Source organism: Pseudomonas shirazica (assembly GCF_015168335.1).
GTDB lineage: Bacteria > Pseudomonadota > Gammaproteobacteria > Pseudomonadales > Pseudomonadaceae > Aquipseudomonas > Aquipseudomonas asiatica.
In genome coordinates this window covers 3,863,421-3,890,231 of sequence record NZ_CP063456.1, presented here as the reverse complement: position 1 = coordinate 3,890,231, position 26,811 = coordinate 3,863,421, and the positions used below count along the sequence as shown (strand labels likewise).

Sequence of the window (26,811 nt, the reverse complement as noted above, 5' to 3'; positions counted from 1 at the left end):
CCTGCTTTATCCCAGTTACAACAAAGCCCACTGATCAACGGCGATCAACCCGGGCCCCCTACCGTGATGAATACAGGCAAAGGCGCCTGGAGCTTCGGCTCCAGGCGCTTTTTTTTTGATCGAGGATCGGCTTATGAAGGCAACAGCGAGCAGCGGGCAACGAGAGCGACTGGTCATCGTCGGCAACGGCATGGTCGGCCACCATTGCGTCGAACAACTGGTCAGCCGCGGCGGCTTGCAGCGCTTCGAAGTGCATGTGTTCGGCGAAGAGCGCCAGCGTGCCTACGACCGCGTGCACCTGTCCGAGTACTTCGGCGGCAGCTGTGCCGAAACCCTGGCCCTGTGCGGGCAGGACTTCTACGGCGCCAACGGTGTGCACCTGCACCTCGGTGAAGGGGTGCTGGAAATCGACCGTGAGCACGCCGAAGTGGTTACCGCCGAGGGCCGCTACGGCTACGACCAGTTGGTGCTGGCCACGGGTTCCTATCCCTTCGTGCCACCGATCGAAGGTTCCAGCGGCAATGCCCGCCTGGTCTACCGCACCCTCGACGACCTCGACGCCATCCGCGCTGCCGCAGCCAGTGCCCGACGTGGCGTGGTAGTGGGCGGTGGCCTGCTTGGCCTGGAAGCAGCCAACGCCCTCAAGTCGCTGGGCCTGGAAGCCCACGTGGTGGAGTTCGCCCCACGGCTGATGCCGGTGCAGCTGGACGGCGAGGGCGGTGCCGCGCTCAAGGCACAGATCGAAGCGCTGGGTGTTGGCGTGCATCTGTCGCGGGCCACCCAGTCGATCAGTGCGGGTGAAGACTACCGCTACCGCATGAACTTCGATGGCGGCGAGCACCTGGAAACCGACCTGATCGTGTTCTCCGCAGGTATCCGCCCGCAGGATGCCCTGGGCCGTGCCTGTGGCCTGGACATCGCCGCGCGTGGCGGCGTGGTGATCGACAACCATTGCCGCAGCAGCGACCCACGCATCTTCGCCATCGGCGAGTGCGCCTCGTGGAACGGCAGCGTGTTCGGCCTGGTCGCCCCTGGCTACAGCATGGCGCGCAACCTGGCGGCTTTGCTGATGGGTGAGGCCGCTGGCGAATTCACCGGTGCCGACATGTCGACCAAGCTCAAGTTGCTGGGCGTGGATGTCGGCTCCATCGGCGATGCCCATGGCGCCACCCCGGGCGCACGCAGCTACCGCTTCATCGACGAAGCCAACAGCGCCTACCGCCGGCTGGTGGTGGATGCCAGCGGCAAGCACGTGCTCGGTGCGGTGCTGGTGGGCGACAACAGCTACTACGACACCCTTCTGCAATACGCCCAGAACGGCATCGCCCTGCCAGCCGACCCCGCGGCACTGATCCTGCCGCAAGGCGGCGGCGCACCGGCCCTGGGCGCCGATGCGCTGCCCGATAGCGCGACCATCTGCTCGTGCCACAACGTCAGCAAGGGCGCGGTCTGCGCCGCCATAGACAGCGGCTGCGGCGACCTTGCCGCAGTCAAGGGCTGCACCAAGGCCGCCACCGGTTGTGGTGGTTGCGCGGCACTGCTCAAGCAGGTGTTCGAGCACGAGCTGACCGCCCGTGGCGTGGCGGTGGACAAGAGCCTGTGCGAGCACTTCGCCTACCCCCGTCAGGAGCTGTACGGGCTGGTGCGGGTAGAGGGTATCCGCACCTTCAACGAACTGCTCGAACGCCACGGCAAGGGCCATGTCGGCTGCGATATCTGCAAGCCGGCGGTGGGCAGCATCCTTGCCTCGTGCTGGAACCAGCCGATCATGGACCCGGCGCTGGTGCCGCTGCAGGACACCAACGACACCTTCATGGCCAACATGCAGAAGAATGGCACCTACTCGGTGGTGCCGCGCATCCCCGGTGGTGAAATCACCCCCGACAAGCTCATCGTGATCGGCCAGGTGGCGAAAAAGTACGACCTGTACACCAAGATCACCGGCGGCCAGCGCATCGACCTGTTCGGCGCCCAGTTGCACGAGCTGCCGCTGATCTGGGGCGAGCTGATCGAGGCCGGCTTCGAAACCGGCCACGCCTACGGCAAGTCGACCCGCACGGTAAAGTCGTGCGTCGGCAGCACCTGGTGCCGTTATGGCGTGCAGGATAGCGTCGGCATGGCCCTGCGCCTGGAAGACCGCTACAAAGGCCTGCGCAGCCCGCACAAGCTCAAGTTCGCGGTGTCCGGCTGCACCCGCGAATGCGCCGAAGCACAGAGCAAGGACATCGGCGTGATCGCTACCGACAAGGGCTGGAACCTGTACGTATGCGGCAACGGCGGCATGCGCCCGCGGCACGCCGAACTGTTCGCCACCGACCTCGACGACGAAACCCTGGTGCGCCTGATCGACCGCGTGCTGATGTTCTACATCCGCACCGCTGACAAACTGCAGCGCACCTCGGTGTGGCGCGAGAACCTGGAAGGTGGGCTGGACTACCTGAAGCAGGTGATCATCGACGACAGCCTGGGCCTGGCCAGCGAGCTGGAGGCGCAGATGCAGCATGTGGTCGACCAGTATGAATGCGAATGGGCCAACGCCCTCAACGACCCCGAGAAGCTCAAGCGCTTCCGTACTTTCGTCAACGACCGCCGCGCCGACCCGGACGTGCACTTCGTGCGCGAACGCGAACAGCGCCGGCCTGCTGCGCCACTGCACCTGATCCCAACCGTCGAGGAGGCTGTCTGATGAACTTGTCCAATGCTGCTGTGAAAACCCACGAGAACTGGCAGGCGGTGTGCCAGGCGGATGACCTGGTGGCTGATTCCGGGGTGGTGGTTTGGCTCGACGGGGCCCAGGTGGCGCTGTTCTACCTGCCGGGGCAGGTGCAGCCGCTGTACGCGGTGGACAACCGCGACCCGAGGTCCGGCGCCAACATCATCGGTCGCGGCCTGGTGGGCAGTGTGCAGGGCGAGCTGGTGGTGGCGGCGCCGTTGTACAAGCAGCACTTCAGCCTGGAGAGCGGGGAGTGCCTGGAGGATAGCGGGCAGCGCCTGCGGGTGTGGCCGGTGCGGTTGAACGGGGAGGCGGTGGAGTTGGCTGTGGCCTGAAAGTCATCTGCCGCCTGCACCGGCCTCTTCGCGGGCACGCCCGCTCCCACAGGTACTGCGCAGGTCTGGAGAGCTGTGGAGATCCCTGTGGGAGCGGGCGTGCCCGCGAAGAGGCCGGAACAGGCAATATACATAACCAGACCCAGCAATGCGGTAAGCTTGAGCCCATGAACCTCGACACCCGCATCAAGTACCGCCACCTGCTGTGCTTCCTGGAGATTGCCCGGCAGGGCAGCCTGGCCAGGGCTGCCGACATCCTGGCAATCAGCCAGCCAGCCATCTCCAAGACCCTTAAGGAACTCGAAGACCTGCTGGAAACGCGCCTGTTCGCGCGCAGCCGCCAGGGCGTCGAGCTGACCCCGGCCGGCACGCGTTTCATGCGCTACGCCGGGCCCAGCGTGCAGGCCCTGCGCGATGGCGTCAGCAGCCTGCGTGGCGAGGCGCGGGCGCCGTCGCAGGTGCGCATCGGTGTGCTGTCCACGGTCGAAGGCCTGCTCATGCCCGAAGTGCTGTGCCGCCTGCACCAGCGGCATGAGGCGCTGGTGATCAGTGTGGTCACCGGGGTCAGCGCGCAGCTGCTCGGCCAGTTGCGCCTCGGCGAACTGGAACTGGTGGTCGGGCGCATGACCGACAGCCCGCAGATTCAGGGCCTGTCGTTCGAGCACCTGTACAGCGAGTCGATGAGCCTGGTGGTGCGGCCAGGCCACCCGCTGCTGGCCAGCAAGCCATTAGAGCGCGGGGAGGTTGGACATTACCCGCTGGTGCTGCCGCCAGCCGGCACCACCATCCGCCAGCATGCCGACAGCCTGTTCGTGCAATGTGGCATCCAGATGCCCGCCCAGCGCCTGGAAACCCTGTCGCTGGCGCTGAGCCGGCGCTACCTGTTGGGCAGCGATGCAGTGTGGGTGGCGCCGCGCGATGCGGTGCTGCTCGACCTGCGCCGGGGCGAGCTGGTCGAGCTCGACCTGGGTGTGCGCGAGCCGGGCGGCTCGGTCGGCATCTGTCGCAATGCTGCCTTGCCGCAGAGCCTGCCCGGTCAGTGGGTATGCGAGGTGTTGCGTGAGATGGCGGAGCAGTATCGGCAGGGGAGTTATCCCTGAGGGCGTTCACCAAGACCGGCTTGGTAGGAAATAGCTGCTATCACAGCGTTGGCACCTTTCTGGTTGTCTCGGAATATTCGTCCGGCGACCAACAACCGTTGGCTATCGGGCACGAAGGCAACAGAGGCCTCGATAGTCGGGCGGAAACCATCCATGTAGGGGGTTACACCCAGCTCTCCAAAGCCATCCGGAAAGACGAATCGGGTGTCCAGGTTACCTTCAAGGGCGTAGCACACCGCTCGGTTGTGGCTGTAGAAACTACCGTATCCCATGAGACGACCGTTGACCTCGTGCATGTAATGCCAGCCACCCGGCGTGTCGAACCGTACAGGTTTGCCGCCGTTGAATTCTGCCAGCGGCTTGCCATCGGCACTCAGGCGCAGAAGCTCGGGGTACATTGTTACGTAATCATCGCTATGGCCACCGGGCAGGGTGATTACCATCGCCGGCTCATGGATGGACAGACCGTAGTGATACGTCCCGTCCTGGGCTTTGAAGACGCCTTGATCTGCGAACCCGGTGTCGAGTACCCCGACATCGTTGAAGCTGGCCAGCAGGGAAAAGTCGTGTTCAGAATCGACCGCGACTATGGTTACAAGGACGTTTTGGCCAAATGCGGCCAGTGCGAATCCGGCTCCCGTGGAAAGCGGATACTTCAACGCTGCGTCGAGATCGACAAAGCCGTCGCTACCAAAACCACGTTTCAACTCCCCCTTATCATCGAGCGCGATGAGGAAAGGCCTGCCGTCCTTCGTGGCAATCAACTTGTATCCGTGCGCATGCGAGGTCAACTGCAAGATAGCGCCAGCACCGAGCATCAACTCTTCGCTGTCAATGTAGCCCTTGCTCGCAAAACCCTGATCCAGGCTACCATCAGCATCGAATCGCCACAGGCGCATGGTGAAGCTATTACCGGTGGACAGCCTGCCAAGGCAAAGAAGCTTTTTGTTGTCTGGATCCTCGACCAATTGCGTTGGCGTGAAAGTCTGGTTGGAGAGGTAGTCGTTGAAGCTGGCGAAGGGGGACTCGGCTATTCCTTTTTCGTCCAGCTGCCGGATAAAGCTGCCATTGTAGTCGTCAGCCGCCCGGTATCTATATGTGGCAGCATAGTAAAGCCGCGAATTGATATGGCTCGCGCAAATGTCGGCGCAAACCGAACCGTGCAGGGGGTCATGGCTCTCTACGTGGCTGTAGCCGCCTTCTCCGTAACTCACATCCACAGGCGCCGGCTGCAATGCATCGGTGATACGTGCTGCTGAAGGTGGCATTGGCATTGGCATTGGCATTCTGGTTTTGAGTTCACTGTTCATGTCCATCGAACCTCACTGGTTTTGACGTATGGGCATATCTCGCCCGGGGTTCGATTAGGCTCCGTGCAGTGGAGAGGCACCACTGGCAGAAATGACAGGTACTTCAAGCGGCTCGTGCACGTAACGGAGGAAAAAACCTGCTTTCAGGTCAATACTGGCCAGTGGCTGCACATCCTTTGATGAATAAGCGTTTAACTACTGAACTTCCTTACCAAAACCCGCTCCTATGCCGGTAGCCATTGGTCATGGCCGCCTGCTAAGCTCGCGGCTTTACCCTGATTGCCCTTTTGGCGCATGAACAAGGAAATAGCATGAAACAGCATCGTTTGGCGGCTGCGGTTGCCCTGGTAGGCCTGGTACTGGCTGGCTGTGATCAACAGACCAGCAGCCCCGAGCTGAAGACTCCGGCACAGAAAGCCTCCTACGGTATCGGCCTGAACATGGGCAAGAGCCTGGCTCAGGAAGGCATGGAAGACCTTGATTCGAAAGCAGTAGCCCTCGGCATCGAAGACGCCGTTGGCAAGAAGGAACAGCGCATCAAGGACGAAGAGCTGGTAGAAGCCTTCACTGCGCTGCAGAAGCGTGCCGAAGAGCGCCTGGCCAAGGCCAGCGAAGAAGCCGCCTCCGCCGGCAAGAAATTCCTCGAGGAAAACGCCAAGAAGCCAGGCGTGGTCACCACTGCCTCGGGCCTGCAGTACGAAGTGGTCAAGAAGGCCGATGGCCCGCAGCCCAAGGCGACTGATGTGGTCACCGTCCACTACGAAGGCAAGCTGATCGATGGCAAGGTGTTCGACAGCTCCGTCGAGCGCGGCAGCCCGATCGACCTGCCGGTCAGCGGCGTGATCCCGGGTTGGGTCGAAGGCCTGCAGCTGATGCACGTCGGCGAGAAGTACAAGCTGTTCATCCCGGCTGAACTGGCTTACGGCGCACAAAGCCCAAGCCCGCTGATTCCGGCCAACTCGGTTCTGGTGTTCGACCTGGAACTGATCGCCATCAAGGATCCGGCCCAGTTGCAGGGCGCCGAGCCGGAAGCGGAAGCTCCTGCTGAAGCCCCGGCCGAAGCGCCTGCCAAGTAACACTGGCTGGCTCACGCAAAACGCCCCGTCCTGACGGGGCGTTTTCGTTTGTGCCGGGTAGTTGGACGAACCTGCAACTGCTGATACTGTCCGAGGAAATGCAGCGTGAAGAAGCAGTATGCTTCTGACGCAAATCGTTTGCGGCGTACGCACCCACGGTGTGAAACGACTGTGTAAAAAACGCCCGATCTGACCGAGGCCCTTGCCTGGCAGGCACCTGGGGTCAGAAACATCGCCCTGTTCACAAGGTTATCCACAATAAATGTGGATAACCTTTTCCTCTGGAGGCTCCATGAGCGCACCCTGGAATTTTGCCCGTTTCCTGCCGTTGGCCGAGCGCCTGCTCAGCCGCGGCCGGTTGCCCGCCTTGCTGTTCGCGGTAGCTCGCAAAGGTCCGCGCATCGGCCAGCTGCGTGAAGACGTGAAGCTGCTGCAGTCGCTGTGCCTGGCCTGGTGGCGCGGCGAGTACCGTGCCATCAGCCCCAAGGCGCTGGTCACCATCGTCGCCGGGCTGCTGTATTTCGTCAGCCCCATCGACGCCATCCCCGACTGGCTGCTGGGCGTGGGTTTCCTTGATGACATCGCGGTGCTGGGCTGGGTACTGAAGACCGTGGCTGACGAACTGGCGCGCTTCAAGGCCTGGCGCGACAGCCAGGCGCCCGAACGGCTGCGCGTGGTCGAGCGGCTGCCGGCCACCCCCGAAGCGCTGCGGTTGGAACGCAACACGCAGTGAAACTGGCCGCAACCGCAGCGCAACTGCACAGACCCCAGAGTTGGTAATATAATTGGCATAAGGGTTATGCCTACGGATTACATGCTGTAATCCTTTTTAAAGGGGTTTGTAATGGGTATTCAGGTCATCAGCCGGGACGGTCAACCCGAGTACGCCGTCGTTCCCTGGGAACAGTACCAGGCACTGCTCAAGGCCGCTGGGCAGGCACCAGCCGAGGTAGTTGCCAGTGAAGCGCAGGGCGATGTAGCCAGTGCGCCATTGCCGGCCTTCAGCGAAGTGGCACAGATTCGCCAGGCAAAGGGCATTGCCCCTGAGCAGTTGGCGCGCAATGTCGGGGTAAGCCCGGCATACCTGGCCATGATCGAATCAGGTGAACGCCAGCCGGATGCTGCTATCCGCCGTGCTCTGGCCTGGCATCTGGGGGTGGCTGGCTGGAGCGAACCATCATGAGCCAGGTCAGGATCAGCCGTCAGCACTGGGATAACCTGCTGGGCGAGCTTGACCTGGCCCGTCGTCAACGTCACTTGCTGACCTATCGAGCGCTGATCGAGCGCTTGCAGTTGCCCAGCCCGGCCATGCAGACGCTGACGGCCGCGCTGGAGTATCTGGCGGTGCTGGATGCCCGCGCCGAGCAGCCATTGCGCAGCTCGCTGGTGATCAGTCAGGGTGCCAGCCGTTTGCCGCGTACCGGGTTTTTTGAGTGCGTTGAACGGTTGGGCCGATTTTCCGGGCCGGTCGACGGCATGGAAGCAGCCTCATGGCATGCCTCCGAGGTGGTCAGGGTGTTCGAGTACAGCTATCCCGAAACGGCCTGATTCGTTGCCTGTCCCGGCCTCTTCGCGGGTAAACCCGCTCCTACAAGGTACTGCACAAGGTTCAAGATGTGTGGTGAGCCTGTGGGAGCCGGCTTGCCGGCGATAGGGCCGGAACAGGCAGTGCATCCCTGTGAATCAATCCGCAAGCCCTGCCATCGGCATCCACCACCTCCAATACCTCCAGGTGCCGGTGTCGGCCAAACAACTCCAGCAACTGCCCAATCGTCGCATTGAGCCGCACCGTCGGCTGTCCGGCCTGCGGAACGTTCATCAGCGCCGGTAGTGGCCGGCTTTCGCGCACCCCCAGCTCCTGCGGCCGCCCCAGCAGATAGCCCTGCACCAGGTCCACCCCCATTTCTACCAGCACCGCCAGCTCCTCCGCCATCTCGATGCCTTCGGCAATTACCTGCGCCTTCGACGCTCGGGCAATCTGCAATATCGAACCGACAAATTCACGCTTGAGCGGGTCGCGGTGGATGCCATCGATGAAGTGGCGATCGATTTTCACATATTCGGGGCGCAGCTCCGACCACAGGCGCAGGCTTGAATAACCCGCTCCCAGATCGTCGATGGCAATCGAGAAGCCCATGTCCCGGTAGTGGTGCAGGGCGTTGGACAGCAGCTGGAAGTCGTCAGTCGGGGTGTGTTCGGTCAGCTCGATTACCACCCGGCTAGGCGGCAGGCCGACCTGTCCGAGCAGTTTCAGGGTCTGCCCGGACGGGTAGTGCGGCTCGAGCAGCGATTCTGGCGAGATGTTGAGAAACAGTTTGCCCTGCAACTGCTGTTCGCTGAAACGCCGGCAGGCGCTTTCCCGGCAGGCAGCCTCCAGTTCGGTTAGGCGGCCGGCCTGGCGGGCGATGGTAAACAGGTTCAGCGGTGCGTGCAGCGGGCTGTTGGACGGCCCGCGACTTAACGCCTCATGTCCGAAAACCCGTTGCTCGCTCAGGCACATGATCGGCTGGAACAGACTGTGGATGCTGCGTTGAGCCAGGATGGCACTCAAGGCACTGAGCTGTTCGGCGACGGTCATGGCGTATTCCTGAAAATGAAAGGGCCGGGCGATTCCACGCCCGGCCCCTCTATTTCACGACAGCGCGATGACTGTTTGATGACAAGTAGAGCTAATTTGCCATCATTGCCACAGTCTTACTTCTTGGCCACCTTGGTGCTTGCACTCAGGTAGTCGATAAGGATGCGGCCGGTTTCCGACAGGTAGGCATCGTCTTCCGGTTTGGTGTTTTCATCCTCGGTCGGCAGCGCGTCCTCGTCCTCTTTCTTCAGCTCCTTCAGCGGCTCTTCACCCTTGGCCTTGCGGCGGATGTTCTCCAGTGCCAGCTGCTTGGCCTCGATTGCATCGTGGCGTGCACGACGGTCCTGCTCGTTGAGGCTGACGGTCTTTTCGTTCATCAGCTTCTGGGTCAGGGCCAGGCGGTCGCGGATGTAGGTGAACTCTGCATCCTTGTCGCTGCGCGCTTCATGCTGTGCCTTGAGTTGGGCCAGGAACGGCTTGAACGGGTCGGCCGCCGGCTTGACCACCGGGCGAATGGTGTCCCACGGCATGGCCTCGGGCAGGGCGCTCTCGCCGATCTCCTTGGTATCGATGATCGACGGGTAGTCGATGTCCGGCAGCACGCCCTGATGCTGGGTGCTCTGCCCGGAAACCCGGTAGAACTTGGCCAGGGTAAGCTTCAGCTCGCCATGGTTGAGTGGCTGGATGGTCTGCACGGTGCCTTTGCCGAAGGTCTGGCCGCCGATGATCAGCGCACGGTGGTAGTCCTGCATGGCACCGGCGAAGATCTCCGAAGCCGAGGCCGACAGGCGGTTGACCAGCAGTGCCAATGGGCCCTTGTAGAAGGCACCGGGGTTTTCGTCTTCCAGCACGTCGACACGGCCGTCGCTGTTGCGCACCAGCACGGTTGGGCCTTTCTCGATGAACAGGCTGGTCAGCTCGGTGGCTTCCTGCAGCGAGCCGCCGCCGTTGTTGCGCAGGTCGATGACCACGCCGTCGACTTTTTCTTTCTGCAACTCGGTCAGCAGCTTCTTCACGTCACGCGTGGTGCTCTTGTACTCCGGGTCACCGGCGCGATAGGCCTTGAAGTCGAGGTAGAAGGCCGGGATCTCGATGATGCCCAGCTTGTAGTCACGCCCGTCCTGCTTGAGCTTGAGCACCGACTTCTTCGCTGCCTGCTCCTCGAGCTTCACCGCCTCGCGGGTGATCGACACGATCTTGCTGGTCTGGTCGCTAGGCGCGTTGCTGGCAGGAATGATCTCCAGGCGCACCACCGAGCCTTTCGGGCCGCGGATCAGCTTGACCACTTCGTCCAGGCGCCAGCCGACCACGTCGACCATCTCCTTGTTGCCCTGGGCCACACCGATGATCTTGTCGGCCGGTGCCACCTGCTTGGTCTTGGCCGCCGGGCCTGCCGGCACCAGACGCACGATCTTGACCTGGTCGTTGTCGCTTTGCAGCACTGCGCCGATGCCTTCCAGCGACAGGCTCATGTTGATATCGAAGTTTTCCGCATTGTCCGGCGACAGGTAGTTGGTGTGCGGGTCGTAGGATTGGGCGAAGGTATTGATGTAGGCCTGGAAGATGTCCTCGGCACGGGTCTGGTCCAGGCGCGACAGTTGGTTCTTGTAGCGCTTGGTCAGGGTTTCCTGGATCTGCTTGGGTTCCTTGCCGGCGATCTTCTGGCGCAGCACTTCGTCCTTGACGCGTTTGCGCCACAAATCGTCGAGCTCGGCCTGGTCCTTCATCCACGGGGCGTCCTTGCGGTCGATCAGCAAGGTTTCCTTGGCGTTGAAGTCGATCTTGTCCACGCCCTTGTTCAGCTCGGCCAGGGCAAAGTCCAGACGTTGCTTGACGCGGTCCAGATAGCGTTTGTAGATGGTGAAGCCCGGGTCCAGATTGCCGCTCTTGAGGAAATCGTCGAATTGCGTTTTCCATTTGTCGAATTCGGCGATGTCGGCAGCGGTGAAGTAGCTGCGCGCCGGGTCCAGCAGCTTGATGTAGCTGTCATAGATGATGACCGAACGGGCGTCGTCCAGCGGCGGCTTGCTGTAGTGGTGGCGCTTGAGCAATTCCACCACGTTGAGGCTGGCGACGATCTCGTCGCGGTCCGGCTGCAGGCTGTCCCATTTGTTGGCGGCCGCCGCATTGCCGCCGAGCGTGAGGCTGCCCAGGCCGATCATCAGCGCCAGGGCGGTGCTTGGGAGGAAATGCTTCATGCTGATTCGACGTGGAGACAATTGATCACGCATAGTAGGCCGTCTTTTCTGTTCACCGGTTGCAAAAAACCGGATGCATACTGCAAAAAGCCTGGGGACTTGGCGTTCCCAGGCTCGGTCATATGATTCAACTATGGAGGCACTGTGAAGGCATTGCAAGGCGTTGACGGACATGTGGCTTGGGTTGAGGCCGAGCGCCCGGCCTGCGACGCGGGTCAAGTGCGCATTCGCGTGGCTGCTGCGGGGCTGAACCGCGCCGATCTGCTGCAGATGAAAGGTTTGTACCCACCACCGCCAGGCGCCAGCCCGTACATGGGCCTGGAGTGCGCCGGGGTGATCGAGGAAGTGGGGGCCGGTGCCGGCTGGCGGGTGGGTGACCGGGTGTGTGCGCTGCTGGCCAGCGGCGCCATGGCCGAGGAAGTGGTGGTGGATGCCCGCCACGTGCTACCGGTGCCCGAAGGCCTGAGCCTGCACGAAGCGGCGGCGTTGCCGGAGGTATATGCCACTGCTTGGCTGAACATCTTCCAGCTGGGTGGCGTGAAAGCTGGCGAGAAGGTGCTGGTGCACGCTGGCGCCAGTGGCGTTGGCTCGGCCGCCATCCAGCTGTGCAAGGCGTTCGGCAGCCCGGTATGGGTCAGCGTCGGTTCCCAGGACCGCCTGGCCTACTGCGAGGCGCTGGGCGCCGCCGGTGGTGTGGTACGTAACGAAAACCTGGAAGCGCTGGAAGGTTTCGGCCCGTTCGACGTGATTCTCGACCCGGTGGGCGCCAGCTACGGCGAGCTCAACCTCAAGTTGCTGGCGCGTGACGGGCGCTGGGTGATCATCGGCCTGATGGGCGGGCGCAAGTTCGAGCTGGACCTGGCACAGGTACTGGGCAAGCGCCTGGAGATTACCGGTTCCACACTGCGCAACCGCGATGACGGCTTCAAGGCCGAACTGCTGCGCGAGTTGCAGCAGCAGGTGTGGCCGCTGTTTGCCGAAGGGCGCCTGTCGCCGCAGTTGGTGGACACCTACCCGGTGGAGTTTGCCCAGGCGGCGTATGCCGAGCTTGAGACCAACCAGGTGTCGGGCAAGCTGGTGATGGTGATCGACCCAGGCCTGGCTTGAGATTGCCGGGGCTGCTTTGCAGCCCATCGCGACACAAGGCCGCTCCTACAAGGGAAAGCGATCTCCTGTAGGAGCGGCCTTGTGTCGCGAAAGGGGCGCAAAGCGCCCCCATGGCCCTCAAGTCCAGCTCAGAATCGGCCAGCCATTGATCTCGGCATGCTCCCGCAACACCGCATCCGGGTTCACCACATGCGGATGATCCACCTTCAGCAACAGCGGCAAATCGTTGCGCGAGTCGGAATAGAAAGTCGCCCCTTCCAGGTTCTCCTGCTCCTGGTCCAGCCATTCCAGCAACCGCGTGATCTTCCCTTCGCGATAGGTCAGCACCCCGTGGGTCTTGCCGGTATAAACCCCGTTCACCGCCTCCAGTTCGATCGCCAGGTATTCGTCCACCCCCAGCCGCGCCGCAATCGGCCCGACCAGGTGCGTACCCGACGCCGAAATGATCAGGATGCGATCCCCGCGCTTGCGGTGCTCGGCAATGCAGCGGCAGGCGTCACCGTAGATGATTGGCTCGATCACCTCTTCGACCCACGGTGCTACCAGGTGCTCGACCTCTTCCAGGGTGCGCCCGGCAATCGGCTCCAGGCTGAAGGCCATGTAGTCCTCCATCCGCAGGTGGCCCTTGCCATAGGCTTCCATCAACTCATGGTCGCGGCGCAGGAAGGCTTTGCCGTCGACCCAGCCCAGCCGGGCCATCTGCTCGCTCCACAGTGAGGCGCAGTCGCCGTGGATCAGGGTTTCGTCCAGATCGAAAATTGCCAGTGCCATGGTGTTGATTCTCCTTAGGCCACTTCCCGTAGCGCCGTGGGGTCGATCGACAAGCTTACCCGTTGCCCGTCCGCGTGCAGGTCGGACGGTGAGCGGTTGAGTACGTCGACCACCAGTTCCACCTCGCGCACCCGCACCCGGTAGCGGATCACGTTGCCCAGCAGGCTGTGGCTGCGCACTTCGGCGTCCAGTTCACCGTTGTTGTCCAGGGTGATCGACTCGGGGCGAATCGCCAGGCGGCTGGTCACCGGGCGCTGCAGCAGGCGGCTGGCGCTGTCGGCGTCGAGCAGGTTGTAGTTGCCGATGAAGCCGGCGGCAAACAGGTCCACCGGCGCGGTGTACAGGGTTTCGGCATCGCCGCTCTGGACGATGCGCCCCTGGTTCATCAGGAAGATGCGGTCGGACATGGTCAGCGCCTCTTCCTGGTCGTGGGTGACGAAGATGGTGGTCAGCCCCAGCTCGCGCTGGATGGCGCGGATCTGCTCGCGCAGGTGCTTGCGGATGCGCGCATCCAGCGCTGACAACGGTTCGTCGAGCAGCAGCAGGCGCGGGCGGGTGACCAGCGAGCGGGCCAGGGCAACGCGCTGGCACTGGCCGCCGGACAACTGGTGCGGGTAGCGCCCGGCGAAGTTGCCCAGTTCCACCAGTTCCAGCGCCTCGCGCACCCGGGCCTGGCTTTCGTCGGCCTTGACCTTCTGCATGCGCAAGCCGAAGGCGACGTTCTGCTCCACGGTCATGTTGGGGAACAGCGCATAGCTTTGAAACACCATGCCGATGCCACGCTTTTGCGGGCTCAGCGGTACGATGTCATGGCCGTCGAGCAGGATCTGCCCGCTGTCCACCGGGGTCAGCCCGGCGATGCAGCGCAGCAGCGTGGACTTGCCGCAACCGGACGGGCCAAGCAGGGTGACGAACTCACCGCGTTCGATTTGGCAGTCGATGTTCTCGAACACCGGGCTGCCGGCGTAGCTTTTTTGCAGTTTCTGTACGCTGACGAAGCTCATGTCAGGTCTTGTCCTTGTTCAGGCGGTTGGCGACCCAGGTCAGTACCAGCACGAAGGCGAAGTACGAGATCACCAGCGCGCTGTTGAAGTGGCCGCTGCTGTTGCGCATGTTGTTCAGGTACACCTGCAGGGTCTCGTAGCGGGTGCCGACCAGCAGGTTGGCGAACACGAACTCGCCGAACAGGAACGAGAACGACAGTAGCAGTGCCACCATCAGGCCCTTGCGCAGGTTCGGCAGCACCACCAGCAGCGCCGCCTGCCAGGTGCTGGCGCCCAGCAGCTGGGCGGCGTCCATCAGGTCGCGCAGGTTGATCGCCTGCAGGTTGTTGGTAATGGCCCGGTACATGAACGGCAAGGCGATGGTGAAGTAGCAGCCGATCAGGATCCACGGTGTACCGACCATGGCCATGGGCCCGCTGCCATACAGCTGCAGCAGCCCCACCGACGACACCACCGGCGGCACCGCGAACGGCAGCAGGATGAGGATGTTCATCAGCGCATCGAGCCTCGGGAAGTGGTAGTGCACCACGAACAGCAGCGGCAGGATCAGTACCACCGACAGCAGCAGCGCGCCCACGCACACCAGCAGCGACTGGCCGAAGGCGGCCAGGAAGCGCGGCTCGCTCCACAGCGCGATGTACCACTTGAAGGTCAGGCCGCTGGGCAGCAGGCTGGCCGACCAGCTAGTGGCCAGCGAGTAGAGCAGGGTGCCGGCCAGCGGCAGCAGCAGGATGAGGAACAGCAGGTAGACCACGGCGCGGTGGTACCAGCCGCCGGAACGGGCGTCAGCGCGCATGGTAGCTCCTTTTCAGCAGCCATTGGTGCACCACCGTGACCAGCGTCATCAGCCCCACCAGTACCATCGCCAGGGCGCTGGCCAGGTTGGGATCGAGGCTGATGTCACCTGCCACCAGGCCGGCGATGCGGATCGGCAGTACGTTGAAGTTGCCGGTTGTCAGCGCGTACACGGTGGCGTAGGCACCGAGGGCGTTGGCCAACAGGATGACGAAAGTGCCCAGCAGTGCCGGGGTCAGCACCGGCAGGCCGATGTGCCGCCAGAATTGCCAGTGGCTGGCACCCAGCAGTGCGGCCGACTCGCGCCAGTCTTCGCGCAGTGCGTCGAACGCGGGGTACAGCAGCAACACGCCAAGCGGGATCTGGAAGTAGGTGTACACCAGGATCAGCCCGCTCTTGGAATAGATGCTGAAGTCCTCCAGCAGGCCGACCTGCTTCAGCAGCAGGGTCAGCGCGCCGTTGAAACCGAGCAGGATGATGAAGGCGAAGGCCAGCGGCACCCCGGCGAAGTTGCTGGTCATGTTGGCGAAGGCGCTGACGAAGTCGCGCAGCTTCGAGTCCACCTGGCGCAGCGAGTAGGCGCCCAGGGTGGCGATGACGATGCCGAACAGGCTTGACCAGAAGCTGATTTCCAGGCTGCGTTGCAGGGCCTGCAGGTAGAACTTCGAGGCGAATACCTTGCTGAAGTTGTCCACGCCCCAACCCGCTTCCGATTGCAGGCTGTTGATCGCCACCCAGGCCAGCGGGGCGATCTGAAAGATGACGAAGAACACGGCGAACGGTAGCAGGCAGAGCAGGGCCAGGTAGCGGCCACGGGTGTTGCTGCTCTTGGGTGTGGTCACTTCAGCAGCTCCCGGCAGACGGTCTTGTCATGCGGCGCGCCGAGCAGCTCGCAGATGGTCCCGCACAACTCGGTCTGCAGCGGTTTGGCCGCAGGATCGAGGCTGAAGGCATCGCCGAAGACGAACAGCGGCACTTCGCGCTCCTCGGTCAGCAGGCCATTGTGCGAGCGGTCGTTGTTCATGCCGTGGTCGGCGGTAACCAGTACCTGGTAGCCCTCTTCGAGCCAGCCTGGCAGGTAGTCTGCCAGCAGGATGTCGGCGCTGCGTGCGGCGTTGCGGTACTGGCTGCTGTCCAGACCGTGGTGGTGGCCGACATCGTCGATGCTCATCGGGTGCACCAGCAGGAAATTGGGGGCGTGGCGGCGGCGCAGGTATTCGCCATCGGCCAGCAGGTGCGAATCGGGGTAACGGTCGTCCCAGTAGAACAGCCCGTGCTGGATCGGCAGCTTCGGTGCGTGGGTATGGCGGTCGCGCTGCGGGTCGAATGGCGAGCGGTTGTACAGCTCGCTCATCCAGTGATAGGCCGCAGCCGCAGTGCCCAGGTTGGCCTCGCGGGCGTAGTGGAACACGCTGCGCTGGTTGGACAGACGGTTGACGTTGTTGTGCACGATGCCGCTGTCGATCGGCGGTACACCGGTGAGGATGCACTCGTACAGCGGCCGCGACAGCGACGGCAGTTCGCATTCCACGCGGTACAGCGCGGCACGGTCGGCCTCGACGTAGGCGTGCAGGTGGCCCATGGCGTGATGCGCGACCTGGTAGTTGAGGCCGTCGAGCAGGACCAGGATGACGTTGTGTTGCATGGTGGCTCCAGTCATAAACCGCGTTGCCTTCATCGCCGGCAAGCCAGCTCCCACAGGTCTACCACAGGATTCAAACCCAGTGGGGTACCTGTGGGAGCTGGCTTGCCGGCGATGAGGCCAGTCCAGGCGCTACAGAAGATAGCCCCTTATTCCATCTCGATGATCACCTGCTCCTGCCACATCTGCGGCAGTTTCTTCGAGCTCGCTTCCCAGGCCTCGGCATTCTTGATCGGCTGCGCAGCCCTGTACTGTTCGTTGGGCAGCAACTTGGCCTGCACATCGTCCGGCAGCTTCAGGTGCTCGGCACGGATCGGCCGCGCATGCCCTTTGGCCAGGTTGATCTGCCCGGCATCGCTGAAGATGTATTCACGTGTCAGCTTGGCCGCATTCGGGTGCTTGGCGTACTTGTTGATGATGGTGGTATAGCCGGAGATCACCGAGCCATCCGACGGGATCAGCACTTCGAAACGCTTGGGGTCGATCTGTTCACGGTAGCTCAGGCCGTTGAAGTCCCACACCACGCCCACTTCCACCTCGCCCTTCTCCAGGGTCTGGATGGTCGGGTTGGCCAGCGACAGGCGCTTCTGCTGGGCCAGCTTGGTGAACAGTTGCAGGCCCGGTGCCAGGTTGGTCTCGTCACCCTTGTAGGCGATAGCCGCTGCCAGCACGCCGTTGGCGGCCTGGGCTGCGGTGCCGACGTCACCGATGGCAACCTTGTACTTGCCTTTTTCCAGGTCGTGCCAGGTCGTTGGCCGCTCGCCTTCCTTGACCAGGTCCTTGTTGATGATGAAGGCGATGGTGCCGGTATAGGCCAGCGCCCAGTGGCCGTCCTTGTCCTTGGCCCACGTCGGCACCTGGTCCCAGGTGCTCGGCTTGTACGGCTGGCTCACGCCCTTGCTCACGGCGATCGGGCCGAAGGCGGCACCCACGTCGCCGATGTCGGCGCTGGCGTTGTCCTTCTCGGCTTCGAACTTGGCGATTTCCTGGGCCGAGCTCATGTCGGTGTCGCTGTGCTTCAGGCCGTACTTGCTGGCCAGGTCTTCCCAGGTGCCTTTCCAGTTGGCCCAGGCATCGGGCATGCCCACGCTGTTGACGTTGCCTTCCTTGCGGGCGGCGTCTTCCAGGGCCTTGAGGTCGGTATCGGCGGCCATGGCCGTGGTACACAGGGCGATGGCCGAACCGAGCAGTGACGCCATGAACAACTTTTTCATCCGAAGCTCCTTGGTGGGTGCCTTTAGCGATGGTTGTTATGAGTGAAGCCGTTGTCTGGTGACCGTTGGTCTAGGTCAGCAAACCTTGAGCCAAGGTAGGCTGCTTGCGTGACAGTTTGATGTAGGGAAGGGCCGGTGAAGGCCCTGAAGCTACAGCGTAGACCACGGAACCGCCCCGGTTCTGCTGGCTTGGCGCGTTTCTGGCAGTGTTTGGCCAAAGCCTTGTCACAGGATGTTCATCAGCCCTGCCTAGGCTTGCACTATTCTCCAAGTGCCCTGTTCTGGGGCTGGACTAGTCCAGATAGGTAACCTTTGATGCAGCCGATGCCACCGCGTGCGGTAACAGCCATCTGTCACGCCCTGCAGGAACAGATAGAGCACGGCCTGCTGGCGCCGGGCGGCAAGCTGCCGGCCGAGCGCAAGCTCAGCGAGGTGTTCGATACCACGCGCATTACCCTGCGTGAGGCGCTGGTGCAGCTGGAAGCCCAGGGGCTGATCTACCGCGAAGAGCGTCGCGGCTGGTTCGTCGCGCCCGAGCGGCTGACCTACGACCTGATCGAGCGCAGCCACTTCCATGCCATGGTCCGCGACCAGGGGCGGGTGCCCAGTACCGAACTCTTGTCGGCTCGGCTGCAGCCGGCGTCGGCGGCCATCTGTGCGCGCTTGCAACTGCCGGCGTTGTCCAGCGTGGTACGTATCTGCCGGTTGCGGCGGATCGATGGGCGGGCGGTGCTGTATGCCGAGCACTACCTCAACCCCCGGTACTTCCCGGAGATTCTCGAACAGGACCTGGCCCAGTCGCTGACCGAGATTTATGGGCGGGTGTACGGTATCCAGTATGGGCAGGTGTGCTTCGAGATCTTGCCGACGGCGTTGCCGGTGGAGGCGGCCAGTGCCTTGAAGGTGTCGGCGGGAAGCCCCGGGTTGCATATCACCCGGGTCAACAGTGACCAGCATGGGCACCTGATCGACTGCGACCTGGAGTATTGGCGGCATGATGCCATCCGCATCCGCGCCCAGGCGGGTTGACCATGGTTTTTTGGGGCTGCTTTGCAGCCCATCGCGACACAAGGCCGCTCCTACAGGGAAACGCGTACTCCTGTAGGAGCGGCCTTGTGTCGCGATGGGGCGCGAAGCGGCCCTAGTTCGATACGGCGTTGCCATCTGCCATCGTGCCACCAGCCGCCGTGACCACCTGCACCGACAATCGCGGCGTCGCCAGGTCCAGCCCCGCCTCATCCAACTGCCGCTTCAACGCCAGGTTGAACGCCCGCGAAACCTCCCACTGCTTGATAGGCGCAGTCTTGAACCGCGCCCGCAAGATCGCCGACCCCGACTCGAAGCTCTCCACCCCCTGCAGCTCCAGCGGCGACCAGATGTTGCGGCGCATCAGCGGGTCGTTGCGCAGCTTCTGCCCCACTTCGCGAATCAGCGTGATGGCCTGGTCGATGTTCATGCTGTGCGGGATCGCCACGCGGAAGATCGCGTAGCCGAACTCGCGCGAGTAGTTCTTGATGCTCTTGATCTCGCTGAACGGGATGGTATGCACGATGCCGTCGATGTCACGCAGGCGCACGGTACGGATGGTCAGCCCCTCCACCGTGCCCAGGTGGCCGCCCACATCCACGTAGTCGTCGATGGCCAGCGAGTCCTCGATGATGATGAACAACCCGGTGATCAGGTCGGCCACCAGCGACTGGGCACCAAAGCCGATGGCCAGGCCGATCACACCGGCACCCGCCAGCAGCGGGGTGACGTTCATGCCCATGTTGGCCAGGGCGACAATCACCGCGATGATGAAGATGACCACGAACATCACATTGCGGATCAACGGCATCATGGTTTGCGCACGGGCGTTGGCCAGGCCCCTGCGCGAACGCACCAGGGCGTGGTGCACGGCGGTGTCGGCAAGGATCCACACCAGCCAGGCGACGATCAGCGTGCCGGCCAGGCCCAGCAGGCGCACGCTTATGTCGTGACCGTCGCCTTCGGCGAAGCTGATCATCGACAGGCCCCACACACGCAGCCCCAGTTCGATGAACACCAGCCAGATGAACAGGTGCACCAGCAGGTAGCCGAAGTTGCGCAGGCGTTCGGCGTACACCGCCTGGCGCTTGCTGGCGCGCTTGGGGTTGGCGGCGTGGCGGCGCACCAGGCCGTTGAGCACCATGCACACCACCACCAGCACCGTGCACATCAGCGACTGGCGCAGGGCGGTGCTGGTGTCGCCGGCCGAGATAAAGGTAGCGAACAGCGAAATCGCCACCAGGATCAGTGCCGGCACGAACCAGAAGCTGCCGAGGATCTCGATGGTGTCACTGAGGGTGCGCCGGGTCAGGCGCCGTGACAGCGGCTGGTTGCGGATCAGGTGGGCGATCGGGCGACGGAAGCGCAGGATGAACAGCCCGGTGCACAGCGCCGCGATCACGTTGGCCAGGGTGGCCAGGGCGTGGGCCAGGTGGGTACCGAGGGCGACCATCAGGCGCGGGTCGCTCATCGCTTCGCCAAACGCGGCGAAACTGCCGATCAGCCACAGCGGGCGGAAGGCCTGGTGGCGCAGGATGTACAGGGCGCGGTGGCGGTGGGGGCCGTCGAGCAGCGAGAAGGCAATCACGCAGATGGCCGAGAAACAGGTGCCGACCACCAGTGCGTAGGCCAGCACCATGGCCAGTGACTTGCCCAGCGACGGCGGCAGCACGAAGCTCAGGTAAACGGTGAACACCAGCGCCACCAGCCACGGGCCCAGCTTGCGCAGGGCAAAGCGCACCAGGTCCCAGGTGCGCGGGTGCTGCGGCAGTTCCTCGCTCAGGCCAAAACGCAGGCGTACCCGATGCCCGACCCAGTTGAAGGCGTAGGCCAGCACGCTCCAGACGGCGATGACGGCGGCAAAGCCAAACAGAATGGCCGGCCACTGGTGCACCGGCACCATCAACTCGGTCAGTTCGGCCTGGGCCTGTTCGATTTCCGCGGCCCAGCGATGGAACGGGCTGGCATCGCCGCTGAACTGCTTTTCGAAGTCATGCAGGGCGCCGCCGATCAGGCCGAGCACGCCCTGTTCGACGGTGGGTTGCGATTGCCTGGTGGCGTCGCGCAGCTTTTTCAGGTCGGCCAGGAGTTTGGCCCGCTGCTGGTCGTTTTCCAGGTTCTTGATCACCTCGTCCAGCGACTTGCCCAGCGGTTCGCTGGCTTCTGGCTGCGCGGGCGCGCTGCCACCCAGCAGGCCTGGCAGGCCCGCAGCCTGTAACGGGGTGACAAACAGGAACAGCAGCAGGAACAGGCAACGCAGGAGAGCAGGCACTGGCAAAACTACCTCAGGTCAAACGATTGACCGAGTGTAGAGGTTCACGACGGCAGTTGCTCCAGGATTTTCCAGCAGGTGAGGCCGAAGATACCCAGTGTGCCGACCCACATCATCACAACGCCGATATTGCGCTCGCGCAGGCTGAAACCGATGGTCAGCAGCAACAGGAACAGAAACACCGGCACGAACAGGGACAGGAACGGGGACATGGACAGCAATCCTTTTGCAGTGGGGCCATGTAACAAGCATAGCGGGTGGTAGACGAAGCGGGATTGACCTTGAGCAGGCCCGGCCTCTTCGCGGGCATGCCCACACAGGTACTGCACAGTCCTTGAATGCTGTGATGATCCTGTGGGAGCGGGCGAGCCCGCGAAGAGGCCGGGCCTGGCTACATCAAAGCATCAAGGCAACTCGCGGCAACGGTAGAACGCGCTCAGCACCTTCACCAGGTGCGCCAGGTCATGGCTGCCGCACAGTTCGCGAATCGAATGCATGGCAAAGGTCGGCAAGCCGATATCCACCGTACGCACGCCCAGGTGGCTGGCGGCAATCGGCCCGATGGTCGAACCACAGCCCATGTCGCTGCGTACCACGAAGCTCTGCACCGGCACTTCCTCGGCCATGCACAGGTGACGGAAGAACCCGGCGGTTTCGCTGTTGGTAGCGTAGCGCTGGTTGTTGTTCACCTTGATTACCGGCCCGGCGTTGAGCTTGGGCCCGTGGTTGCCGTCGTGCTTGTCGGCGTAGTTGGGGTGCACGCCGTGGGCGTTGTCGGCCGACACCATCAGCGAGCGCTGGATGGTGCGCACGTAGGCGTCGCCATCCGGCAGCAGGCGTTGCAGGGTCTGCTCCAGCATCGGCCCGTCGGCGCCACAGGCCGAGCAGCTGCCGACTTCTTCATGGTCGTTGCACACCAGTACGCAGGTCTCGTCGCTGTCGGCGGCCAGCAGTGCCTGCAGGCCGGCATAGCACGACAACAGGTTGTCCAGGCGCGCGCCGGCGATGAAGTCGCCGTTCAGGCCGACCAGCGCGGCGTTTTGGGTGTCGTAGAAGCTCAGCTCGTAATCCAGCACCACGTCGGCGATCAGCTCGTGCTCGCGGGCCAGTTGCTCGGTGAGCAGGGCGCGGAAGTCGATGCGCTCGTCACCCGCCACCTGGGCCAGGATCGGCGGCAGCTCGTTCTGCGCGTTGATGGTCCAGCCTTCGTTGGCGGTGCGGTTGAGATGGATTGCCAGGTTGGGGATGACTGCGATCGGCAGCTTGAAGTCGATCAGCTGGCTTTCGACCTTGCCGTCACGGCGATATGTGACCCGGCCGGCCAGCGACAGGTCGCGGTCGAACCATGGCGCCAGCAGGGCGCCGCCATACACTTCGACGCCCAGCTGCAGGAAGCCCTGGCGCTGCAGCTCGGGCTGCGGCTTGACCCGCAGGCACGGGCTGTCGGTGTGGGCGCCGACCATGCGGATACCGTTCAGCAACGGTGCCTGCTTGCCCAGCTTGATGGCGATGATCGACGAGTCGTTACGGGTGACGTAGTAGCGGCCGCCAGGTACCGTGGCCCAGCTGTCGCGCTCGTCCAGGCGCTGGTAGCCGGCAGCTTCCAGGCGCTGGGCCAGGCTGGCGGTGGCATGGAAGGGCGTGGGGGAGGCCTTGAGGAAGTCGATAAGGCCAGAATTCAGTGCGTCGCGCATAGCTCACTCCAGACAGCAGTGGCGCGAGTTTAGCGTATTAGGTCGACAAATTGTGTCTGCCTCTTCGCGGGCTCGCCCGCTCCCACAGGGATCGCAAAAAACTTGACAGCTGTGCGGTCCCTGTGGGAGCGGCTTCAGCCGCGAAGAGGCCGGTACAGCCACTCACAAATCAGAAAGGCGCAGGGCACTCGAACTTCAACCGCTCCCCGGACACCGGGTGGGTAAAGCTCAGCATCGAGGCATGCAGGCACAACCGCTCATGGGCAGCCAGTGCTTCGGGGTTGGCATACAGCCGGTCGCCCAGCAGCGGGTGCCCGATCGACAGCATGTGCACGCGCAACTGGTGCGAACGCCCGGTAATCGGTGTCAGCTCTACCCGGCAGTAATCACCGCAGCGCTCGACGATGCGCCAGAAGGTCAGCGCATGCTTGCCCTGCTCGTGGTCCACCACATGCCGTGGCTTGGTCGGCGGGTCGTAGCGCAGCGGCAGGTCGATGCTGCCGCTGTCCAGCGCCGGCTGGCCCCAGCACAGCGCGGTGTAGGCCTTTTCGGTTTCGCGGTCGTGGAACTGGCGCGACAGCTCACGATGGCTGTCGGCATCCCGGGCCAGCAGGATGATGCCGGAAGTTTCCCAGTCCAGGCGGTGCACGATCAGCGCGTCGGGGTAGCCGTTTTCCTGCAGGCGAGTGATCAGGCAGTCCTTGTTGTCCTCGGCGCGGCCGGGTACCGACAGCAGCAGGGTCGGTTTGTTGATCACCAGGATGGCGGCGTCTTCGTGCAGGATCTGGATGTTGGACAGCGGCATTGCTTGGTCTCGGTTATATCGGGGAAAACACTGGGGCCGCTTTGCGGCCCATCGCCGGCAAGCCAGCTCCCACAGGTACAGCGCGAACCCTGTGGGAGCTGGCTTGCCGGCGATGGGCTGCAAAGCAGCCCCAATGATCCAGGCCTGGTCGCGAAATCAGCGATCCGGCAAGGTGATGTTCAGCTCCAGAATCGAGCAGCTACCCTGGTTTTCCAGCTCGATATGCACATCATCGTTGCCGATGTTCACATATTTGCGGATCACTTCCAGCAGTTCTTTCTGCAGCGCTGGCAGGTAGTCCGGTTCGCTGCGTTGGCCGCGCTCGTGCGCCACGATGATCTGTAGACGCTCTTTCGCTACCGACGCGCTGGTCTGTTTCTGTCTGCCACGAAAGAAGTCAAAAAGGTTCATGGTTTACTTGCCTCCAAACAGGCGCGCGAAGAATCCTTGCTTCGGCACTTCGATGAACCGCAGGGGCTTTTCTTTGCCCAGCAGACGGTCGACGGTATCGCTATAGGCCTGGCCGGCATCGCTCTGGTCGTCGAGGATGACCGGGATACCCTGGTTGGAAGCCTTGAGCACTGCCTGGCTCTCGGGGATCACACCCTTGAGCTTGATCGCCAGGATCTCTTCGACGTCGGCGATGCTCAGCATTTCGCCCTTTTCCACGCGCTCCGGGTGGTAGCGGGTGATCAGCAGGTGTTCCTTGATCGGCTCTTCGCCGTTCTCGGAGCGGCGCGACTTGCTCGACAGGATGCCCAGCATGCGGTCGGAGTCTCGTACCGAGGATACCTCGGGGTTGGTGACCACGACGGCTTCGTCGGCAAAGTACATGGCCAGGTGGGCGCCTTTCTCGATACCGGCCGGCGAGTCGCAGATGACGAAGTCGAAGTCTTTCTTCAGCTCCATCAGGACCTTTTCCACGCCTTCCTGGGTCAGCGCGTCCTTGTCACGGGTCTGGCTGGCGGCCAGCACGTACAGGTTCTCGAGGCGCTTGTCCTTGATCAGGGCCTGTTGCAGGTTGGCTTCGCCGTTGACCACGTTGACGAAGTCGTACACCACGCGGCGTTCGCAGCCCATGATCAGGTCGAGGTTACGCAGGCCCACGTCGAAGTCGACGATGACGGTCTTGTGGCCACGCAGTGCGAGGCCGGTACCAATGGCGGCGCTGGTAGTGGTCTTGCCCACACCCCCCTTGCCGGAAGTAACCACGATAATCTTGGCCAAGGTGTTTCACCCCTAAAATAATCGGGACACACGTCCCTGCAAAAATACAAATAAATGGCAACGGTAAGAAAAGTTGCACTAAAAATGCTGGCAAGTATCCGTTAAAGACGGGTGATGTTCAACACGTCGCCAGACAGGCTGACTTGCACGCCGGTACCCCACAGCGGGTCGCGGCGCAGGTCCTCGCAGACCTTGTACTGGCCGGCGATGGAGACCATTTCGGCGGTCATCTGCTGACAGAAGATACGTGCCTTGGTATTGCCTTTGATGCCGGCCAGGGCGCGGCCGCGCATGGCGCCGTACACATGGATGTTGCCATCGGCCAGAAGTTCCGCCCCCGGGCTGACCGAAGCGGTCACCACCAGGTCACCGCCCTGGGCGTAGATCTGCTGGCCGCCACGTACTGGCGCAGTGATGATGCGGGTCGGGCGCACCTCGGGTTCGAGGATTGGTGGCGGGACAGGGGCTGGCTCTGGCTTCTTCACCTCGGGTTCGGGCTCCAGCGGCCGCTCGCGCGCGCCGGATGGCGGTAGCACCGGCAGGTCGATGGCAATGGCGGCGGCGATGTCCTCGATGCGGTTGGCACGGATGGCCAGGGTACGCAGGCCGTGGTGGCGGCAGATCCGCATCAAGCCGGGCAGGTCGATTGCCCCCTCGTCGGCCGGCAGCTTGTCCAGCGCCAGCACCAGTGGCGTGTTGCTGAAGAAGTTCGGTGCCTGGGCGACTTTGGCCGCCAGTTGGCGGTCGAGGGCTTCAAGGTCATTGCGCGCCAGCTCCAGCACTGTAATGGCGAGCATGCTGCCCTTGAGCTGGAACACGGAGGCGGTGTCGGGTGTGTGGTTTGGGCTCATGGTCTGCATAGACGGCTTGTTGCGAAAAAAGTGCCCTGACTTATAACGATAAGACCGGTTGCCCGCAACATGCGCTGATCCGTTGTAGAATGCGCGGCCTTTGTCTTTCCGGAAGCTTCAATGGAACGCCCGCGTTTTCGTCCCTATTTCCTTCACCCACGTTTCTGGGGCCTGTGGCTGGGCCTGGGCCTGCTGTGGCTGGTGGTCCAGTTGCCGTACCGGGTCCTGTTGAAAGTCGGTGCCGTGCTGGGAGCGGTGATGTACCGCTTTGCCGGTGAGCGGCGGCGCATTGCCGCGCGCAACCTGGAGCTGTGCTTCCCGGAGCTGTCGGTCGACGAACGGCAGCGCCTGCTCAAGGCCAACTTCGCCTCCACCGGTATCGCCTTCTTCGAAATGGCCATGAGCTGGTGGTGGCCCAAGGCCCGGCTGGCGCGCCTGGCCCATGTCGAGGGGCTGGAGCACCTGCAGGCCGCCCAGCAGGCGGGGCAGGGGGCCATTCTGATGGCGGTGCACTTCACCACCCTGGAGATCGGCGCCGCACTGCTGGGCCAGCATCACACCATCGATGGCATGTACCGCGAGCACGGCAACCCGCTGTTCGACTTCATCCAGCGCAGCGGCCGCGAGCGGCATAACCTCGACTCGCTGGCGGTGGAGCGCGAGGACGTGCGCGGCATGCTCAAGCTGCTGCGTTCGGGCCGGGCGATCTGGTACGCACCCGACCAGGACTACGGCGCCAAGCAGAGCCTGTTCGTGCCGCTGTTCGGCATCCCGGCGGCGACGGTGACCGCTACCACCAAGTTTGCCCGGTTGGGCAAGGCGCAAGTGATACCGTTCACCCAGAAGCGCCTGGAGGATGGCAGCGGCTATCGCCTGGTGATCCACCCGCCGCTGGCGGATTTCCCCGGGGAGAGCGAAGAGGCTGACTGCCTGCGAATCAACCAGTGGGTGGAAAGCGTGTTGCGCGAATGCCCCGAGCAGTACCTGTGGGCGCATCGCCGTTTCAAGTCGCGACCCGAAGGGGAGCCGCGGCTGTATGACAAGAAAAAGCGCTGAATTTTGTTTTGCCTGTGCCGGCCCTTTCGCGGGTGAA

Annotated in this window: 26 protein-coding genes; 10 read left to right on the top strand and 16 right to left on the bottom strand. The window is 63.1% G+C overall.

The window, feature by feature from the left end; genetic code table 11:
• Positions 1 to 133: 133 nt before the first annotated feature.
• The 3 genes from nirB (at position 134) to pcaQ (ending at position 4,148) form a co-directional block, all read left to right on the top strand.
• The gene (gene nirB, locus IMX18_RS17955; RefSeq protein WP_217190916.1) at positions 134 to 2,686 is read left to right on the top strand and encodes a nitrite reductase large subunit NirB; all 2,553 of its coding nucleotides are present in this window, start codon (positions 134 to 136) and stop codon (positions 2,684 to 2,686) included.
• Positions 2,686 to 3,048 (top strand): nitrite reductase small subunit NirD, encoded by a 363-nt coding sequence (gene nirD / locus IMX18_RS17950; protein WP_015269267.1) that lies wholly within the window; start codon positions 2,686 to 2,688, stop codon positions 3,046 to 3,048. The genes nirB and nirD overlap by 1 nt, the downstream gene beginning before the upstream one ends.
• Before the next feature lie 167 nt (positions 3,049 to 3,215).
• Positions 3,216 to 4,148 (top strand): pca operon transcription factor PcaQ, encoded by a 933-nt coding sequence (gene pcaQ / locus IMX18_RS17945; RefSeq protein WP_015269268.1) that lies wholly within the window; start codon positions 3,216 to 3,218, stop codon positions 4,146 to 4,148.
• Here the strand turns inward: pcaQ and IMX18_RS17940 are convergent.
• Positions 4,139 to 5,458: a hypothetical protein gene (locus tag IMX18_RS17940; protein ID WP_137108969.1), complete on the bottom strand. Its 1,320-nt coding sequence runs from the start codon at positions 5,456 to 5,458 to the stop codon at positions 4,139 to 4,141. The genes pcaQ and IMX18_RS17940 overlap by 10 nt on opposite strands.
• A 311-nt stretch (positions 5,459 to 5,769) precedes the next feature.
• On the opposite strand from IMX18_RS17940, the gene bamJ reads away from it, so the two are divergent.
• The 4 genes from bamJ (at position 5,770) to IMX18_RS17920 (ending at position 8,082) form a co-directional block, all read left to right on the top strand.
• On the top strand, positions 5,770 to 6,534 hold the full coding sequence (gene bamJ / locus IMX18_RS17935; protein ID WP_003257347.1) for a BamJ family beta-barrel-assembly machinery protein: 765 nt from the start codon (positions 5,770 to 5,772) through the stop codon (positions 6,532 to 6,534).
• Between the two features lie 292 nt (positions 6,535 to 6,826).
• Complete coding sequence (locus IMX18_RS17930; RefSeq protein ID WP_015269270.1) at positions 6,827 to 7,267, top strand: YkvA family protein; 441 nt, start codon at positions 6,827 to 6,829, stop codon at positions 7,265 to 7,267.
• A 111-nt stretch (positions 7,268 to 7,378) separates the two neighbouring features.
• A complete protein-coding gene (locus IMX18_RS17925; protein WP_015269271.1) occupies positions 7,379 to 7,717 on the top strand; it encodes a helix-turn-helix domain-containing protein in 339 nt (112 codons plus the stop codon).
• Positions 7,714 to 8,082 carry a hypothetical protein gene (locus tag IMX18_RS17920; RefSeq protein ID WP_013971408.1) on the top strand — a complete coding sequence of 123 codons (369 nt, stop codon included), beginning with the start codon at positions 7,714 to 7,716 and terminating at the stop codon, positions 8,080 to 8,082. The genes IMX18_RS17925 and IMX18_RS17920 overlap by 4 nt, the downstream gene beginning before the upstream one ends.
• A 61-nt stretch (positions 8,083 to 8,143) precedes the next feature.
• On the opposite strand, the gene IMX18_RS17915 is transcribed toward IMX18_RS17920, so the two are convergent.
• Both IMX18_RS17915 and IMX18_RS17910 read right to left on the bottom strand, forming a co-directional pair.
• The gene (locus IMX18_RS17915; RefSeq protein ID WP_061303092.1) at positions 8,144 to 9,112 is read right to left on the bottom strand and encodes an EAL domain-containing protein; all 969 of its coding nucleotides are present in this window, start codon (positions 9,110 to 9,112) and stop codon (positions 8,144 to 8,146) included.
• Between the two features lie 116 nt (positions 9,113 to 9,228).
• Positions 9,229 to 11,310, bottom strand: a complete 2,082-nt coding sequence (locus tag IMX18_RS17910; protein WP_013971410.1) for a carboxy terminal-processing peptidase — start codon at positions 11,308 to 11,310, stop codon at positions 9,229 to 9,231.
• Between the two features lie 144 nt (positions 11,311 to 11,454).
• On the opposite strand from IMX18_RS17910, the gene IMX18_RS17905 reads away from it, so the two are divergent.
• Complete coding sequence (locus IMX18_RS17905) at positions 11,455 to 12,417, top strand: NAD(P)H-quinone oxidoreductase (RefSeq protein ID WP_100413204.1); 963 nt, start codon at positions 11,455 to 11,457, stop codon at positions 12,415 to 12,417.
• A gap of 117 nt (positions 12,418 to 12,534) precedes the next feature.
• Here the strand turns inward: IMX18_RS17905 and IMX18_RS17900 are convergent, their stop codons facing one another.
• The 6 genes from IMX18_RS17900 to IMX18_RS17875 all read right to left on the bottom strand — a co-directional run bounded on the left by IMX18_RS17900 (position 12,535) and on the right by IMX18_RS17875 (position 17,843).
• Entirely contained in the window at positions 12,535 to 13,188 is a 654-nt protein-coding gene (locus IMX18_RS17900) for an HAD family hydrolase (RefSeq protein ID WP_015269274.1), read from the bottom strand.
• A 14-nt stretch (positions 13,189 to 13,202) separates the two neighbouring features.
• A complete protein-coding gene (locus IMX18_RS17895) occupies positions 13,203 to 14,192 on the bottom strand; it encodes an ABC transporter ATP-binding protein (RefSeq protein WP_217190915.1) in 990 nt (329 codons plus the stop codon).
• A gap of 1 nt (position 14,193) precedes the next feature.
• Positions 14,194 to 14,988: an ABC transporter permease gene (locus IMX18_RS17890; protein WP_013971414.1), complete on the bottom strand. Its 795-nt coding sequence runs from the start codon at positions 14,986 to 14,988 to the stop codon at positions 14,194 to 14,196.
• The gene (locus IMX18_RS17885; RefSeq protein ID WP_039614575.1) at positions 14,978 to 15,829 is read right to left on the bottom strand and encodes an ABC transporter permease; all 852 of its coding nucleotides are present in this window, start codon (positions 15,827 to 15,829) and stop codon (positions 14,978 to 14,980) included. Before IMX18_RS17885 ends, IMX18_RS17890 begins: the two co-directional genes overlap by 11 nt.
• Positions 15,826 to 16,632: an alkaline phosphatase family protein gene (locus tag IMX18_RS17880; protein WP_013971416.1), complete on the bottom strand. Its 807-nt coding sequence runs from the start codon at positions 16,630 to 16,632 to the stop codon at positions 15,826 to 15,828. The genes IMX18_RS17885 and IMX18_RS17880 overlap by 4 nt, the downstream gene beginning before the upstream one ends.
• A 146-nt stretch (positions 16,633 to 16,778) precedes the next feature.
• A complete protein-coding gene (locus IMX18_RS17875) occupies positions 16,779 to 17,843 on the bottom strand; it encodes an ABC transporter substrate-binding protein (RefSeq protein ID WP_015269277.1) in 1,065 nt (354 codons plus the stop codon).
• A 315-nt stretch (positions 17,844 to 18,158) separates the two neighbouring features.
• On the opposite strand from IMX18_RS17875, the gene phnR reads away from it, so the two are divergent.
• Positions 18,159 to 18,872: a phosphonate utilization transcriptional regulator PhnR gene (gene phnR / locus IMX18_RS17870; protein ID WP_054573875.1), complete on the top strand. Its 714-nt coding sequence runs from the start codon at positions 18,159 to 18,161 to the stop codon at positions 18,870 to 18,872.
• A gap of 112 nt (positions 18,873 to 18,984) precedes the next feature.
• Here phnR and IMX18_RS17865 read toward each other — a convergent pair whose 3' ends face one another.
• The 7 genes from IMX18_RS17865 to minC all read right to left on the bottom strand — a co-directional run bounded on the left by IMX18_RS17865 (position 18,985) and on the right by minC (position 25,727).
• A complete protein-coding gene (locus IMX18_RS17865; protein ID WP_015269279.1) occupies positions 18,985 to 21,141 on the bottom strand; it encodes a mechanosensitive ion channel family protein in 2,157 nt (718 codons plus the stop codon).
• A 44-nt stretch (positions 21,142 to 21,185) separates the two neighbouring features.
• Complete coding sequence (locus IMX18_RS17860) at positions 21,186 to 21,353, bottom strand: hypothetical protein (protein ID WP_003260099.1); 168 nt, start codon at positions 21,351 to 21,353, stop codon at positions 21,186 to 21,188.
• 192 nt (positions 21,354 to 21,545) lie between these two features.
• Positions 21,546 to 22,835: a M18 family aminopeptidase gene (locus tag IMX18_RS17855; protein ID WP_015269280.1), complete on the bottom strand. Its 1,290-nt coding sequence runs from the start codon at positions 22,833 to 22,835 to the stop codon at positions 21,546 to 21,548.
• A gap of 169 nt (positions 22,836 to 23,004) precedes the next feature.
• Complete coding sequence (locus tag IMX18_RS17850; protein ID WP_011532730.1) at positions 23,005 to 23,640, bottom strand: RluA family pseudouridine synthase; 636 nt, start codon at positions 23,638 to 23,640, stop codon at positions 23,005 to 23,007.
• 156 nt (positions 23,641 to 23,796) lie between these two features.
• Positions 23,797 to 24,051, bottom strand: a complete 255-nt coding sequence (minE, locus tag IMX18_RS17845; protein WP_003252572.1) for a cell division topological specificity factor MinE — start codon at positions 24,049 to 24,051, stop codon at positions 23,797 to 23,799.
• A gap of 3 nt (positions 24,052 to 24,054) precedes the next feature.
• The gene (minD, locus tag IMX18_RS17840) at positions 24,055 to 24,867 is read right to left on the bottom strand and encodes a septum site-determining protein MinD (protein WP_013971423.1); all 813 of its coding nucleotides are present in this window, start codon (positions 24,865 to 24,867) and stop codon (positions 24,055 to 24,057) included.
• A gap of 101 nt (positions 24,868 to 24,968) precedes the next feature.
• Positions 24,969 to 25,727: a septum site-determining protein MinC gene (gene minC / locus IMX18_RS17835; protein ID WP_023660587.1), complete on the bottom strand. Its 759-nt coding sequence runs from the start codon at positions 25,725 to 25,727 to the stop codon at positions 24,969 to 24,971.
• 111 nt (positions 25,728 to 25,838) lie between these two features.
• On the opposite strand from minC, the gene IMX18_RS17830 reads away from it, so the two are divergent.
• Positions 25,839 to 26,774 carry a lipid A biosynthesis lauroyl acyltransferase gene (locus IMX18_RS17830; protein ID WP_217190912.1) on the top strand — a complete coding sequence of 312 codons (936 nt, stop codon included), beginning with the start codon at positions 25,839 to 25,841 and terminating at the stop codon, positions 26,772 to 26,774.
• Positions 26,775 to 26,811 lie beyond the last annotated feature (37 nt).

Bases quoted from the DNA above. Each gene is read 5' to 3' on its own strand.
- nirB (WP_217190916.1), top strand. From the start codon at position 134: ATGAAGGCAACAGCGAGCAGCGGGCAACGAGAGCGACTGGTCATCGTC.
- nirD (WP_015269267.1), top strand. From the start codon at position 2,686: ATGAACTTGTCCAATGCTGCTGTGAAAACCCACGAGAACTGGCAGGCG.
- pcaQ (WP_015269268.1), top strand. From the start codon at position 3,216: ATGAACCTCGACACCCGCATCAAGTACCGCCACCTGCTGTGCTTCCTG.
- IMX18_RS17940 (WP_137108969.1), bottom strand. From the start codon at position 5,458: ATGAACAGTGAACTCAAAACCAGAATGCCAATGCCAATGCCAATGCCA.
- bamJ (WP_003257347.1), top strand. From the start codon at position 5,770: ATGAAACAGCATCGTTTGGCGGCTGCGGTTGCCCTGGTAGGCCTGGTA.
- IMX18_RS17930 (WP_015269270.1), top strand. From the start codon at position 6,827: ATGAGCGCACCCTGGAATTTTGCCCGTTTCCTGCCGTTGGCCGAGCGC.
- IMX18_RS17925 (WP_015269271.1), top strand. From the start codon at position 7,379: ATGGGTATTCAGGTCATCAGCCGGGACGGTCAACCCGAGTACGCCGTC.
- IMX18_RS17920 (WP_013971408.1), top strand. From the start codon at position 7,714: ATGAGCCAGGTCAGGATCAGCCGTCAGCACTGGGATAACCTGCTGGGC.
- IMX18_RS17915 (WP_061303092.1), bottom strand. From the start codon at position 9,112: ATGACCGTCGCCGAACAGCTCAGTGCCTTGAGTGCCATCCTGGCTCAA.
- IMX18_RS17910 (WP_013971410.1), bottom strand. From the start codon at position 11,310: ATGAAGCATTTCCTCCCAAGCACCGCCCTGGCGCTGATGATCGGCCTG.
- IMX18_RS17900 (WP_015269274.1), bottom strand. From the start codon at position 13,188: ATGGCACTGGCAATTTTCGATCTGGACGAAACCCTGATCCACGGCGAC.
- IMX18_RS17895 (WP_217190915.1), bottom strand. From the start codon at position 14,192: ATGAGCTTCGTCAGCGTACAGAAACTGCAAAAAAGCTACGCCGGCAGC.
- IMX18_RS17890 (WP_013971414.1), bottom strand. From the start codon at position 14,988: ATGCGCGCTGACGCCCGTTCCGGCGGCTGGTACCACCGCGCCGTGGTC.
- IMX18_RS17880 (WP_013971416.1), bottom strand. From the start codon at position 16,632: ATGCAACACAACGTCATCCTGGTCCTGCTCGACGGCCTCAACTACCAG.
- IMX18_RS17875 (WP_015269277.1), bottom strand. From the start codon at position 17,843: ATGAAAAAGTTGTTCATGGCGTCACTGCTCGGTTCGGCCATCGCCCTG.
- phnR (WP_054573875.1), top strand. From the start codon at position 18,159: ATGCAGCCGATGCCACCGCGTGCGGTAACAGCCATCTGTCACGCCCTG.
- IMX18_RS17860 (WP_003260099.1), bottom strand. From the start codon at position 21,353: ATGTCCCCGTTCCTGTCCCTGTTCGTGCCGGTGTTTCTGTTCCTGTTG.
- IMX18_RS17855 (WP_015269280.1), bottom strand. From the start codon at position 22,835: ATGCGCGACGCACTGAATTCTGGCCTTATCGACTTCCTCAAGGCCTCC.
- IMX18_RS17850 (WP_011532730.1), bottom strand. From the start codon at position 23,640: ATGCCGCTGTCCAACATCCAGATCCTGCACGAAGACGCCGCCATCCTG.
- minE (WP_003252572.1), bottom strand. From the start codon at position 24,051: ATGAACCTTTTTGACTTCTTTCGTGGCAGACAGAAACAGACCAGCGCG.
- minC (WP_023660587.1), bottom strand. From the start codon at position 25,727: ATGCAGACCATGAGCCCAAACCACACACCCGACACCGCCTCCGTGTTC.
- IMX18_RS17830 (WP_217190912.1), top strand. From the start codon at position 25,839: ATGGAACGCCCGCGTTTTCGTCCCTATTTCCTTCACCCACGTTTCTGG.